The following is a 14,081-nucleotide window of genomic DNA, read 5'->3' as shown; positions in this document are numbered from 1 at the left end:
ATTGATCTTTCAGGCAGTTAGCGGGCTGCGGGTTGCAGTACTTCCCGGTATAAGGATTGTTTTCTGGAGAGTTCTACCCAGGCAATTCCCCTGATAATTGCGCTGTGTTTCCGTATGAAATACAGGCAACCGACACTCTGCGCCTCTTAAGCGAGCGACAACCGTGAGGTTGGCGACGTGAACAGACACGAGGCCATCGGTTCATACCCCGGAAAGCGTCACCTTGCCCGCAGCTTTGTCGTCAATGTAAGAATAACGAGTAAGTTACGATGAAAAGAATGTTAATCAACGCAACTCAGCAAGAAGAGTTGCGTGTCGCCCTTGTGGATGGGCAGCGCCTGTACGATCTGGATATCGAAAGTCCTGGACACGAACAGAAAAAAGCGAACATTTACAAAGGTAAAATCACCCGCATTGAACCAAGCCTTGAAGCTGCATTTGTCGATTACGGTGCTGAGCGTCATGGTTTCCTCCCTCTGAAAGAAATCGCCCGCGAATATTTCCCTGCAAACTACAACGCCCATGGCCGCCCAAACATCAAAGATGTTCTGCGTGAAGGTCAGGAAGTTATCGTTCAGATTGATAAAGAAGAGCGTGGCAATAAAGGCGCCGCACTGACCACCTTTATCAGTCTGGCGGGGAGCTATCTGGTTCTGATGCCTAACAACCCGCGCGCGGGTGGTATCTCTCGCCGTATCGAAGGCGATGACCGTACCGAGCTGAAAGAAGCGCTGGCGAGCCTCGAACTGCCTGATGGCATGGGGCTTATCGTGCGTACCGCAGGCGTGGGCAAATCAGCCGAAGCGCTGCAGTGGGACCTGAGCTTCCGTCTGAAGCACTGGGAAGCTATCCAGAAAGCGGCGGAAAGCCGCCCTGCTCCGTTCCTGATCCACCAGGAAAGCAACGTTATCGTACGTGCCTTCCGTGATTATCTGCGTCAGGACATCGGTGAGATTCTGATCGATAACCCGAAAGTGCTTGAGCTGGCGCGCCAGCACATCGCCGCGCTGGGCCGTCCGGACTTCACCAGCAAAATTAAGCTGTACACCGGTGAAATCCCGCTGTTCAGCCACTATCAGATCGAATCCCAGATTGAGTCCGCCTTCCAGCGTGAAGTGCGTCTGCCGTCCGGCGGTTCTATCGTAATTGATACCACCGAAGCGCTGACCGCTATCGACATCAACTCCGCGCGTGCAACGCGCGGTGGCGATATCGAAGAGACCGCCTACAACACTAACCTCGAAGCCGCTGATGAAATCGCCCGCCAGCTCCGCCTGCGCGACCTGGGTGGTCTGATTGTTATCGACTTCATCGATATGACCCCTGTACGCCACCAGCGTGCGGTTGAAAACCGTCTGCGCGAAGCGGTGCGTCAGGACAGGGCGCGTATCCAGATTAGCCATATCTCACGCTTCGGCCTCCTGGAGATGTCCCGTCAGCGTCTGAGCCCGTCGCTCGGTGAGTCCAGCCATCACGTTTGTCCGCGTTGCTCCGGCACCGGTACCGTGCGTGATAACGAATCTCTGTCCCTCTCTATCCTGCGTCTGATTGAAGAAGAAGCGCTGAAAGAGAACACCAAAGAGGTTCACGCCATTGTGCCGGTGCCCGTTGCCTCTTACCTGCTTAACGAAAAACGTGCGGCGGTCAGTGCGATTGAAGCGCGTCAGGGTGGCGTTCGCTGCATCATCGTGCCAAACGACCAGATGCAGACCCCGCACTATCACGTGCTGCGCGTGCGTAAGGGCGAAGAGACGACCACCCTCAGCTACCTGCTGCCGAAGCTGCATGAAGAAGAGATGGCTCTGCCATCCGATGAAGAGCCTGCCGAGCGCAAACTGCCAGAGCAGCCTGCATTAGCGACCTTCATCATGCCAGAAGCACCGCCGGAAGCAGCTCTGGAAAAACCTGCTGCAAAACCTATGGCACAGAAACCAGAAGCCAGGGTGGCGAAAGCCGAGCCAGAGCAACCGGGTCTGCTGAGCCGCTTCTTTGGCGCGCTGAAGAAAATGTTTGCCGGCGAGGAAGTTCAGCCAGAGCAACCGAAAGAAGAGCCAAAAGCGGCCAAACCTGAGCGTCAACAGGACCGCCGTAAGCGTCAGAACAACCGTCGCGATCGTAATGACCGCAGCGACCGTAATGACCGTAATGACCGCAGCGAGCGTCGCGACAACCGTGACAACCGTGACAACCGCTCTGAGAATAACGAAGGCCGTGAGCAACGCGAAGACAACCGTCGCAACCGTCGCGAGAAACAACAGCAGAACGTTAATGTTGAAGATCGTGAAATTCGCCAGCAGGCGGGCGATGAGTCTGAGAAGAGCAAACAGCGTGACGACCAGCAGCCGCGCCGCGAACGTAGCCGTCGTCGTAACGACGAGAAGCGTCAGGCGCAGCAGGAAGTCAAAAACCTGAACCGCGAAGAGCCTGCTGAACAGCAGGACGGCGAGCAGGAAGAACGTACTCAGGTTATGCCGCGTCGTAAGCAGCGTCAGCTTGCTCAGAAAGTACGCTTCGCCTCCGAAGCAACCGAAGAGTCAACCCTTGTCGCCGCTGAAACAAACGAGAGCGCAACCGGTACACAGCTGGCAAAAGTCGACCTGCCAGCGGTCGTTGAAAACAGCGCTGAACAGGATGAAAACGGTGAGAACCGTGATAACGCCGGCATGCCGCGCCGTTCACGTCGTTCTCCACGTCATCTGCGCGTCAGCGGCCAGCGCCGTCGTCGCTATCGTGACGAGCGTTACCCGGCTCAGTCGCCAATGCCGCTGACCATTGCCTGTGCTTCGCCAGAAATGGCCTCCGGCAAAGTCTGGATCCGCTACCCGGTTGCTCGCCCGGAGCAGGTAGTTGAAGAACAGCCGGTGGCCGAAGAGGTGATTACACCTGCTGCTGTCGCTGAAGAGGTCGTGACTGAAGCGGCTACCGTGGTTGAACCGCAGGCCGTTGAGGTTGAAGAAACCCCACACGCGGTAGAAGTGGAAACTACGCACCCTGAAGTGATTGCCGCGCCGGTTGATGCCGCACCGCAGCTTATTGCTGAAGAAGATACCGTAGTGGCTGAGGAAGTTGCTGAAGAGGCAGAACCTGTAGCTGCAGTGGAAGACACAGCTGAAGTCATCGTTGAAACGACGACTGAAGAAGTTGTTCAGGACGTTGAGATTGCCGTCGAACCTGTTCGTGAAGCCGAAGAAGCGAAAGCGCCTGAAGTGAAGCCAGCACCGGTTGTTTCTGCACCAGCCGCAGCCCACGTGGCGACCGCACCTATGACGCGCGCTCCGGCGCCGGAGTACGTGCCAGAAGCCCCGCGTCACAGCGACTGGGTACGCCCGGAGTTCAACTTCGAAGGTAAAGGCGCTGCAGGCGGCCACAGTGCAACGCATCAGGCGACTGCACCGGCGACGCGTCCGCAGTCTGTCGAATAACGACACAGAAAGTAAAAAGCCGACCTCCGGGTCGGCTTTTTTTATGGCTGCTGCACAGGCTTTCTCATCCCGGTGACCTCCGGCATTATCTGCCGCATCAGCTCCAGAAAACGCCGCAAGCGCGCCGGATAATAACGGGACCAGGGGTAAACCAGATGCACCGGTAACGCCGCTGGCTGCCACTCTGGCAGTAAATGCACCAGCCGCCCTTGCTGAAGATCATCCTGTACCGTCCAGCTGGATACAACCGCCACGCCAAGCCCGGTGAGCGCCGTATTGCGTGCAACGTACAGGCTGTCGGTGCTAAGGCGTGGGGTAATAGCCACTCGCGCGGGAGCAGGTGCTGCATCGTGAAAAAGCTCCACATGGCGCTGGTAGAACGAGCTGATGGCTATCCAGGGGAGCTGTTGCAAATCCTCCGGGGCGTTAACCGTCGGGAAACGGGCCAGCAAATCAGGAGAAGCCACCACCGAGCGCGGCACTTCCGCCAGCAGCACGGATACGGTCGCCGGATCGACTTCCACGCCCACCCGAATCGCACAGTCAAGGTTGTCGCCCAGGAAATCCGCCGAGCGATCGTTAAGCATCCACTCAATCGAAAGCTGCGGGTAGCGCTGCAAAAATTCGGTTAACGGTTTCAGAAGCTGGTCCTGACCAAACGCGTGCGGCGCCCGCACCCGCAATACGCCCACAGGCTCATCTTCCGTCTGCCCCACCTCGTCTTCCAGCGCCAGCCAGCTGTCGATCACCCGACGGGCGTGCTGATAGCAACGCTCGCCGTCATCCGTTAGCCGCGTCGTGTGGGTGGTGCGCAACATCAGACGCACACCCAGCATTGTTTCAAGCGACTGTAACCGTCGGCTCACCGTGGCCTGGGTTGTTGCCAGCTGCCGTGCCGCCGCGGAGAGTGAACCCGCCTCAACAATCCGGACAAACGTCCGCATGAGCTCTACCCTGTCTATACGCTCAGCTCTTTTCATCGCATTTTCACTTATACGTCCAACGTATAAGCGTTTTACCACCGGGCCCGCTACCGTCGCAAGGCATACTGATAAAAAATAACCTCACACGACGAATGAGGAATAACGTATGAACACAACAACCACTCCCCACGCTGCAAGCCGCTGGGTGATTTTTATGCTGGCCCTGGGGGCTGGTTTCAGCGTGGCATCAATCTACTACGCGCAGCCCCTTCTGCCGCTGATGGGTGCCGATCTTCATCTGAGCATTGAAGGCATGGGGCTGGTGCCCACCTTGACTCAGGCAGGCTACGCGCTCGGCATCCTGTTCCTGCTACCGCTCGGCGATCGCCACGACCGCAGGACGTTAATCCTGATTAAAAGTGCTGCGCTGGCGCTGTTTCTTCTCGGCTGTAGCCTGACCGGGCAGCTCCATTCTCTGCTGCTGGCAAGCCTGCTCATCGGCATGGCCGCCACCATGGCACAGGATATCGTCCCCGCCGCGGCAATCCTTGCCCCGGAAGGCAAGCAGGGGAAAACCGTGGGCACGGTAATGACCGGGCTGCTGCTGGGTATTTTATTATCAAGAACCGTGAGCGGCGTGGTGGGCGAGGCGTTTGGCTGGCGCGTCATGTACCAGCTGGCAGCGGCGAGCATTGCGTTCATCGGGGTGATGATGTGGTTTGTGCTTCCCCGTTTTGCCATTCACTCCACGCTGAGCTATCCCGCGCTGATGCGCTCAATGGAACACCTGTGGCGTCGTTACCCGGCCCTGCGCCGCGCGGCGCTGGCTCAGGGTTTTCTGTCGATTGCCTTCAGCGCCTTCTGGTCAACGCTTGCGGTCATGCTGCTGGAACGCTATCACCTTGGTAGTGCCGTCGCGGGGGGGTTTGGTATTGCAGGTGCCGCCGGTGCGCTAGCTGCTCCGCTGGCGGGGGGGCTGGCGGACAAACTGGGTGCGGGAAAAGTCACGCAGCTTGGTGCAGTCCTGGTAACCGCCTCCTTCGCCCTGATGTTCCTGATGCCCGCGCTGGGGGTCCAAGGACAGCTGATTCTGATCGCCCTCTCCGCCGTCGGGTTCGATCTGGGCCTGCAGTCCAGCCTGGTCGCCCATCAGAATCTGGTATACAGCCTTGAGCCGCAGGCGCGGGGTCGCCTGAATGCCCTTCTCTTTACGGTGGTGTTTATCGGGATGGCGCTGGGTTCAGCGTTAGGCAGCAATATCTACTCGCTGGCTGGCTGGACGGGCGTGGTCGCGCTGGCGACGTCCTGTGGCGTCATTGCACTGGCAATTCGTCTGATTGAAAGCGCACGCGTTGCCTCCGCACCGGCAGAAGCCGCATAAAAAAATGCCCAATCCTGATGGATTGGGCAGTAAAACATGCCCAGTTTCAAGACATGTTCCAAGAGGTTAAGATGTTATTTGTTCAGCTGGAACAGGGACATACCCTGCATATCGCTAAACGCTTTATAGGAGGCCTGCAGGGCCGCCTGCTGCATGATGTAAGACGAAATCGCGCTGTTCCAGTCAACATCGATCAGGTCGCTCATCTGCTGGGTCTGCCCCAACGCGCGGTCGTCACCCAGGTTATCGAGTTTTTCCAGTTCATTCATCTTGGTACCCACATCCGCCACAACGGTAAGGACGTTATTCTGGGTATTGGTAATGCCGACCTGCGCATCAGAAATAGCTTTATTCTGTACTTCAGCCGCGGCGGGGTCGTTATCAACTGGAACCTTGAGGGCGGAAATTGCCGTGTCGAGGATCTTGAACATATTCGTCTCACCATAACCGCCGCCAGGAAGTTCTTTAGCATTACTGGTAATACTTTCAAAGATCTGCTGACCGGTATGGCTAATGACCATATTACGGGCGGTATCAACCTGCTGAGAAATGGCCTGCGTACCCCCATTATAATCACCGGTAGCGGCATCAAAGGGCGGTGCTTCGGTCTTATAGCCAGCAAAAATATAACGGCCATTACCATCCGCCGAGTTTGCCAGGTTCATGAGCTGGTCGCGAATACCCTGCAAGTCACTCGCCAGAGACAGACGGTCGTCATCGCTTAGCGTTCCATTTCCCGCATTGACGAGCTTCTCTTTCGCACTGGTTATCGCAGCGTTAACCTGACTCAGCACGTTATCTTCCAGTGAAACTTTTTGCGAGGCGAACGTTCTCGCCAACGCAAACTGGCTATTCTGGGATTGCGATTGTGACAGAACTACAGCCTGCGATGCCGCGATAGGATCGTCAGACGGGCGATTGACGCGCTTTCCGGTAGACATTTGTTCACCGTAGCTCAGCCACTTGCCCTGAGAATCGGTGATACCCCGCATGTTCTGATCGTACATCATCTGGGTGCTAATACGCATTCTTCACCTCAGCCTTAGCGGATATTGATAATTGCATCGAAGAGTGCACTGGCCGTTTGTAATACCTGCGCATTGGCAAGGTAATACTGCTGATAGCGCTGCAAATTGCCATACTCTTCGTCGAGGTTGACCCCGGAAATGGACTGCTGCTGTTTGGTTAACTGCGTCGCCACATTCGCTTTTGTTTCGCTACTGGTTTTCAGTGCTGCCGTTGAGCTCCCGACCGTGCTGACAAGAGAAGCATACGCATCGTTGAACGTTTTATTTCCGCCAACCACCTTGCTGTTTTGCAGATCCAACAGCTTTTGACCGTTGCGGTTATCGCTTTCGCCGCCGTTGCTTGCCGAAGCCATTGCCAGCTTGGATTCATCCTTGAACTTAAGTTCCATATTGACGATGACGTCAGAAACAGGCTTCAGGATGAAACTGTCTTTTGTGTTCGCAGTACCGCTCACGTTGACATTCAGGCCATCAAAGGACAGATTGCCGCTTGCGTCCGGAGCCATGGTGAAGCTGGTTTTGTCCGAACGCGTAATGGTCCAGTCCGTTCCGTTAAACTGCAGTTTGTAATCGGTCGCCTGCACCTTCGTGCTGTCTGCTACGGAGGCCGTCATTGCTGCCGTACCGGTATTGCGGCTGTTGGTCACAACGGATGGCGAGCCAAAGTCGAACAGCTTACCGCCGGCATCGCCATTGGCATCAAATCCGGCTTCGTGCTGCTTATTCATCGCATCCGCAAAGGCCAGCGCCAGCTGATTCAGGTTGTTACGCGCTTTATCCAGATCTTCGGAGCGGAACGTTAATAACCCTCCCAGAGAGCCGGTGGTGACCATTTTCTCGGGAATTTCGATATTGCCGGACACCTCATCGCTGAAGGCAATCGTCGTCCGGCTCGGATCGGCACTCGATTTCACCGCCGCCAGCTGGTTCGCTTTGCTGCCCTGCACCAGGCTGTAACCGTTGCCAAAGGAGACGTTATAGGTGCCGCCATCCTGGACTGCAACTTCAACCCCCACGATTTTGTTCAGTTCACTAACCAGCTGATCGCGCTGATCGAGCAGGTCGTTTGGTGATGAACCCGCCCCCACGCCGGTCAAACGGGAGATCTGATCGTTCAGATTCGCAATCTGTTTTGCGTAGTTGTTAATTTGCTCAACGCTTGACGCTATTGCGGTATTGACCTGAGAATCCTGGTCGCGAAGATACTGGTCGTTCGTTTTGAACTGATTGACCAGACCATCCGCTTTACCGAGCACCGTCTGACGCGCAGCCGGATCTTCAGCGTTGCTGACCAGCGTTTGCATACTTTTGAAGAAATCCTGCAGCGTGGTCGACAGTGAATTGGTGGAGTCAGAGAGCACATCGTCGATTTTTGACATCTGCTGATAGCGCGTCGTCAGGCCGCTGCTCTGCGTCTGCGCGGCGCGCAGCTGGTTGGTAATGAAAGCGTCATACTCACGCTGTACACCGGAGACATACACCCCGTTACCCACCCAGCCGCCGCCGGTCAGCGTGCTGTTAGAGGCACCCAGCACGGTGGTCTGGCGGGTGTAACCTGCCACGTTGTAGCTTGAAATATTATTACTGACGGTATTGAGTGCCGACTGCGCAGCACTGAGGCCACTCATGGCGCTGTTAATCAAACTGGACATGGGGGTTCCTTTTATACGTTCAGACACGAGTCCTGATGAAGGTTATCGGCAACCTCCACCGGGACTTGAGAACTTTCAGAACAGATTTTCAATATCTGTGCTATAGGCTTTGCTGACCTTCTCGCCCATGGATTTCAGCTGCTGGATCATGCTGGTGAGCTTGCGCGCATAGTTCGGGTCGGTCGCGTAGCCCGCATTTTGCAGAGCCTGCGCCCCCTGCTCCGCCGTCGCCGCCTGCGTAACGGCGGTATAGCGCGGATTGCGGCTCAGCAGGCCCACATAATCGGACAACGCTTCCAGATAAGAGCTGTAGACGCGGAATTTTGCTTTGACCTTCACCGCCGCACCGTTCTCGTACTCGGTGGTGGTGATCTCCGTCGTCGGCCCTTTCCAGCTGGAAGTGGCTTTCACGCCGAAGATGTTGAAGCTCGGCTCACCGTTTTCCTTGCGGATCTGGCGCTGACCCCAGCCCGACTCCAGCGCGGCCTGCGCCAGAATCAGGTGATGCGGCACGCCGCTCTGCTGGCTGGCAAGGCGCGCAGGCAGAGAAAGCTGCGCCAGGAAGTCTTTGCTGTCACCCGAGAGCGGCTCATCGCCACTGTCCGTCGCTTTAGGTATGGCTTTACGCACCATTTGCGTCAGGGCCTGGTTCTGATAACTGGTCACCGTTTCCAGGTCGAACTTCATCGGCACCTGCTCCGGCCGATCCTGAGGCTGAATACCCTGCGCGGCTTCGGTCTGTTTCACAATCATGTCAGCCAGACCGAGGCCTTTTCCGGCGGTCATCTGCTGCGCAATCTGCTGGTCATACATGCTGGTGTAGAGACGCGTTGAATCACTGCTGAACATCCCGTCTTTCGGCAGGGTTTCACGCATGCTCTTCAGCATCATCTGTACAAACATCCCCTCCACCTGGCGGGCGACCGGGCGGATATTCGCCGCCGGGTCTTTGCCTGCTTTGGTTTTCAGTTCGTTGAGCGACTGGGCATCCCATGCGGCACTGGTCAACAGTTTGCTATCGGTCAGCATTAGATGATTTCCAGTTTGGCGCGCAGGCAGCCCGCGCTTTGCATGGATTGCAGAATAGACATCAGGTCCATCGGCGTTGCCCCCAGGGCGTTCAGGGCGCGCACCACGCTGTTCAGGTTGGCGCTGGAGCGAACGCTCTGCAGTGACCCGCCGCTCTGGCGCATATCAATCTGCGTTTGCGGTGTCACCACGGTCTGACCACCACCAAATGGCGTGTTCGGCTGGCTCACGTTCGCGGAGCGGTTTACCGTCACGGAGAGGTTACCCTGCGCGACGGCACAGCTGTCCAGCGACACTTCCCGGTTCATTACGACTGAGCCGGTACGGGAGTTGATGATCACCTTGGCATCCTGTACCGGAACGTTCACTTCCATATTCTGGATATCTGCCAGCATGCGCACCTGGTTGCTGCTGCCCGTGGAGGTACGGATCTGCACGGTACGCGCATCCAGCGCCGTTGCATTACCGTAGCCGCGGCTGCGGTTGATGGTATCGGCAATTTGCTGCGCCATCGTGAAGTCTTCATTATTGAGCTGCAGGTTAATGGTATTGCCCGCGCCAAACTGGGTAGGCAGTTCACGCTCAATGATCGCACCGTTGGTGATACGTCCACCGTTAAGCTGGTTCACCTGCACGCTGCTTCCGCCTGCGGATGCACCCGCACCGCCGACCAGAATGTTACCCTGCGCCAGCGCATACACCTGGCTGTCGACGCCCTTCAGCGGGGTCATTAGCAGCGTACCGCCGCGCAGGCTTTTGGCGTTACCCATTGAGGAAACCACCACGTCAATGGTCTGCCCCTGACGCGCGAACGCCGGGTAGGACGCGGTGACCATCACCGCAGCCACGTTTTTCAGCTGCATGTTGGTTCCCGCCGGCACGGTAATGCCGAGCTGGGAGAGCATGTTGTTCAGGCTTTGGGTCGTGAAGGGCGTCTGGGTCGTCTGGTCACCGGTACCATCCAGCCCCACCACCAGGCCATAACCAATCAGCGAGTTCTCACGCACGCCCTGGACGCTGGTGAGATCGCGAATACGGTCAGCCTGGGCAAAGGTTGCCACCAGCGCGAGCGCCACGGCGAAGATCGATTTAAACATGGGTCACCTCGCTTACATCGGCGATAAATTAAGGAAGAAGCGCTGCAGCCAACCCATATTTTGCGCTTCATTGATATAGCCGTTACCGACGTACTCAATGCGCGCATCCGCCACCTGGGTGGACGGAACGGTGTTGGTGCCGCTGATGGTGCGAGGGTTAACCACGCCCGAGAAACGAATGAATTCAGTGCCCTGGTTGATGGCGATCTGTTTTTCACCCACAACGTGTAAGTTGCCGTTAACCAGCACCTGGTCAACCGTGACCGTCAGCGTGCCGCTGAAGGTATTGCTGGCGTTCGCGCCGCCTTTACCGTTAAAGGTGTTGCCGCCAGAGGCATCGACATCAGCACGCGCATTGCCAAACAGGCCCTGCAGATAGCGCGGTACGGTATCGAAGCCAAAATTCGTTTTGCCATCGCGGCTGGCATTCGCCGACGAGCTTTTGCTCGCGCTGACGTTTTCCTGCAGCACAATGGTCAATGTATCGCCGACATTACGCGGGCGGCGATCTTCAAACAGCGGCTGATAACCGTAATTAATCGGCTGCGCGGTCTGGAAAATGGAGCCGTTTACCACTGGCGCTGGGCCAGGAACGGGTTGGGCAGTCGTCGCACCCTGGACCAATGGTTTAGACGGGATCAAAGCACACCCGCTGAGGGTGACAGCCAGAACAGTCAGTATCGGATAACGAAACGCCGCGTTTTTTTGCATTGCCTTCATCTTCGAAAACAGGGAGCCGGTGCGGCGTTTACCGCACCGGACTACACCTTAGAGTTGCGTCAGTTTCTGCAGCATCTGATCGGTCGTCGACACTGCTTTACTGTTAATTTCATACGCGCGCTGGACCTGGATCATATTCACCAGCTCTTCCGCGACGTTCACGTTGGAGGTTTCAACATAGCCCTGATACAGCAGGCCCGCGCCGTTCAGGCCCGGGGTGCTCTCATTTGGCGTACCGGAGGATTGCGTTTCGGTGTAGAGGTTCTCACCAATGCTTTCCAGACCGGTGTCGTTCATGAAGGTGGTCAGGTTAAGCTGTCCAACCTGAACCGGCGCGGCCTGTCCCTGCTGGGTTACGCTGACCACGCCGTCACGTCCGATGGTGATGCTCAGGGCATTCGCCGGAATGGTGATCGCAGGTTGAACCTGGAAGCCGCCCGCCGTTACCAGCTGGCCGTTCTGATCGACCTGGAACGAGCCGTCGCGGGTATAGGCAGAAGTCCCGTCAGGCAGCTGCACCTGGAAGAAGCCCTGACCTTTGATCGCCACGTCTTTGCTGTTGTTGGTCTGAGACAGGTTGCCCTGGCTGTGCAGACGCTCGGTGGCGACCGGACGAACGCCGGTACCGATCTGCAGGCCTGACGGCAGCGTCGTCTGTTCAGAAGACTGCGCACCCGGCTGGCGGATGGTTTGATAAAGCAAATCTTCGAAAACGGCGCGCTGACGCTTGAAACCATTGGTGCTCACGTTTGCCAGGTTGTTGGCAATCACGTCCATATTGGTTTGCTGGGCGTCCAGGCCAGTTTTCGCGATCCATAAAGAACTGATCATAAGGAGTCCTGTTAACTCATAGCCAGAAGTTGGTTAGCCTTGCCCGCGTTTTCATCCACGCTGCTGATGATCTTCATCTGCATTTCAAAACGGCGGGCGCTGGCGATCATGTCGCTCATGGCGGCTACCGGCTTAACGTTGCTGCCTTCCAGTACGCCCGACATCACGCGAATGCTCGGATCGGCCTGTAACGTGGCACCGCGCGTCGCCTGAGCCGCCTGGGTCAGACGAAACATGCCGTCGTCGCCACGCTGTACGTCTTTACCTTCCGCTTTAACCAGCTTCAGACGTCCGACGGGCGCAACGGTATTGGCCGGATCGCCCGGGTTCAGCGCCGAAATGGTGCCGTCCGCGGCGATAGTCAGCTCCGAGCCTTCCGGCACGGTCAGCGGACCCGCTTCACCCATTACCGGGTGACCCTGAATCGTCAACTGGCCCGTCGCGCTCACCTGGATATTCCCGTTACGGGTATAACCTTCGCTGCCGTCCGCCGTTTGCACCGCCAGCCAGCCGTCCTGCTGCAGAGCAACGTCCAGCGGGCGTGAGGTGTAATCCATCTGCCCTGGCGTCATATCTGCGCCAGGGGTCGATGCGGTGACCAATGTACGGGTGGGCAGGGAGAGCCCTTCCACCGGGACCGCGCGCAGCGCATTAAGCTGCGCGCGAAAGCCCGGCGTAGAGGCGTTTGCCAGGTTGCTGGCGGTAACGGCCTGCTGATTGAGCGTCTGGCTTGCCGCGCCCATCGCGGTATATATTGCGTGATCCATTGCGCTTTCCTGTTAGCCGCTTAACGCAGGTTAACCAGCGTGTTGAGGATCTGGTCCTGGGTTTTGATGGTCTGCGCGTTCGACTGATAGTTACGCTGCGCGACGATCATGTTCACCAGTTCTTTACTCAGATCGACGTTTGAGGCTTCCAGCGCTCCGTTGGTCAGCGTGCCGAAGTTACCGCTTCCGGCAGTACCCAACAGCGCCACGCCGGAGGACTGCGTGGCAGACCAGACGTTGTCACCTTCAGATTTCAGACCTTCGTTGTTGGCGAAGTTTGCCAGCACGATCTGGCCCAGAACCTGGGTCTGTTCGTTGGAGTAGTTACCGACCACAGTGCCGTCGTCATTGATTTGGTAGCTCACCAGGTCGCCTGGTTTAAAACCATTCTGGCTGGTCGCGACGATATTGTTCGCACCGGTGTTCTGCTGCATGGAGTTAGCAAAACTCATGGCGAAGGTCGCTGGCGTCGCACCTGGGATGGTCGCGGTAGTGATGTTGATATTTCCACCGCCGGTCAGCGTACCGTTATTATCGAAGGTCAGCGTGGTGGCCAGTGCCGCCGTGCTGCCTGCGACGCTACCGTCCTGGGCATACACTTTCCAGGAGTTAGCAGGGGTCGCATCTTTGACGTAAAACAGGTTCATGTTATGCGCATTACCCTGGCTATCAAAGACGGTCACCGTACCTTTTTTGTTGTACGTGTCCGGGTTAGCCGGATCAAAGGCGGTGGTCGGTGCGGTATCGGTGGAGTTCAGGTTAATCTGCTGAGAAGCCGTGGTGGTGGACTTCGCGGCCATCAACGTGGTCGGGATATTAATGGCTTGTGGGTTCGCCCCGGTCTGAACCGTTGATGGCGTCCCGGCAACCGGATAACCGGTTAACTGCATCCCCTGCATGTTCACCAGGTTACGGTTTTCGTCCAGCTTGAACTGGCCGTTACGGCTGTAGAACACCGAGCCGTTTGCATCGACCATACGGAAGAAACCGTTCTGGCTAATGGCAACGTCCAGACCGCGACCGGTATTGGTAGTAGTACCGTCGGTAAAGTCCTGAGTGATGCCTGCGACCTTCACGCCGAGGCCGACTTTGGAACCGGCAAACATGTCTGCAAAGGAAGCAGAACCGGATTTAAAACCATAGGTCGCGGAGTTGGCGATGTTGTTGCCAATGACGTCCAGGTTGGTGGCCGCAGCATTCAGGCCGCTGACCGCTTGAGAAAAGGCCATGA

At 57.0% G+C, this 14,081-nt stretch carries 11 protein-coding genes; 2 read left to right on the top strand and 9 right to left on the bottom strand.

Annotated features, from left to right (window positions below; genetic code table 11):
* Window positions 1-269 precede the first annotated feature (269 nt).
* Complete coding sequence (gene rne, locus M2433_RS09025) at window positions 270-3,422, top strand: ribonuclease E (protein WP_429056948.1); 3,153 nt, start codon at window positions 270-272, stop codon at window positions 3,420-3,422.
* Window positions 3,423-3,463: 41 nt separating this feature from the next.
* Here the strand turns inward: rne and M2433_RS09020 are convergent, their stop codons facing one another.
* Window positions 3,464-4,366: a LysR family transcriptional regulator gene (locus tag M2433_RS09020; protein ID WP_429056946.1), complete on the bottom strand. Its 903-nt coding sequence runs from the start codon at window positions 4,364-4,366 to the stop codon at window positions 3,464-3,466.
* 145 nt (window positions 4,367-4,511) lie between these two features.
* On the opposite strand from M2433_RS09020, the gene M2433_RS09015 reads away from it, so the two are divergent.
* Window positions 4,512-5,726, top strand: coding sequence for an MFS transporter (locus tag M2433_RS09015; protein WP_429056943.1), 1,215 nt, complete (start codon window positions 4,512-4,514; stop codon window positions 5,724-5,726).
* 74 nt (window positions 5,727-5,800) lie between these two features.
* On the opposite strand, the gene flgL is transcribed toward M2433_RS09015, so the two are convergent.
* The 8 genes from flgL to flgE form a co-directional block, all read right to left on the bottom strand.
* Window positions 5,801-6,754 (bottom strand): flagellar hook-associated protein FlgL, encoded by a 954-nt coding sequence (gene flgL / locus M2433_RS09010; RefSeq protein ID WP_429056941.1) that lies wholly within the window; start codon window positions 6,752-6,754, stop codon window positions 5,801-5,803.
* 14 nt (window positions 6,755-6,768) lie between these two features.
* Window positions 6,769-8,406 carry a flagellar hook-associated protein FlgK gene (gene flgK, locus M2433_RS09005; RefSeq protein ID WP_429056938.1) on the bottom strand — a complete coding sequence of 546 codons (1,638 nt, stop codon included), beginning with the start codon at window positions 8,404-8,406 and terminating at the stop codon, window positions 6,769-6,771.
* Window positions 8,407-8,481: 75 nt separating this feature from the next.
* Complete coding sequence (gene flgJ / locus M2433_RS09000) at window positions 8,482-9,435, bottom strand: flagellar assembly peptidoglycan hydrolase FlgJ (protein WP_047349003.1); 954 nt, start codon at window positions 9,433-9,435, stop codon at window positions 8,482-8,484.
* Window positions 9,435-10,532 (bottom strand): flagellar basal body P-ring protein FlgI, encoded by a 1,098-nt coding sequence (locus M2433_RS08995; protein ID WP_029740346.1) that lies wholly within the window; start codon window positions 10,530-10,532, stop codon window positions 9,435-9,437. Before M2433_RS08995 ends, flgJ begins: the two co-directional genes overlap by 1 nt.
* A 12-nt stretch (window positions 10,533-10,544) precedes the next feature.
* Window positions 10,545-11,243, bottom strand: a complete 699-nt coding sequence (flgH, locus tag M2433_RS08990) for a flagellar basal body L-ring protein FlgH (protein ID WP_023335267.1) — start codon at window positions 11,241-11,243, stop codon at window positions 10,545-10,547.
* Window positions 11,244-11,300: 57 nt separating this feature from the next.
* Window positions 11,301-12,083: a flagellar basal-body rod protein FlgG gene (flgG, locus tag M2433_RS08985; protein ID WP_008500810.1), complete on the bottom strand. Its 783-nt coding sequence runs from the start codon at window positions 12,081-12,083 to the stop codon at window positions 11,301-11,303.
* Window positions 12,084-12,094: 11 nt separating this feature from the next.
* Window positions 12,095-12,850, bottom strand: coding sequence for a flagellar basal body rod protein FlgF (locus tag M2433_RS08980; protein ID WP_029740347.1), 756 nt, complete (start codon window positions 12,848-12,850; stop codon window positions 12,095-12,097).
* Window positions 12,851-12,870: 20 nt separating this feature from the next.
* Complete coding sequence (gene flgE, locus M2433_RS08975; protein WP_429056935.1) at window positions 12,871-14,079, bottom strand: flagellar hook protein FlgE; 1,209 nt, start codon at window positions 14,077-14,079, stop codon at window positions 12,871-12,873.
* Window positions 14,080-14,081: the final 2 nt, after the last annotated feature.

Source organism: Enterobacter sp. AC1, from assembly GCF_050434705.1.
GTDB classification, from domain to species: domain Bacteria; phylum Pseudomonadota; class Gammaproteobacteria; order Enterobacterales; family Enterobacteriaceae; genus Enterobacter; species Enterobacter cloacae_L.
The sequence above is the reverse complement of the archived record's forward strand: the minus strand, read 5'-3'. Positions and strand labels throughout refer to the sequence as shown.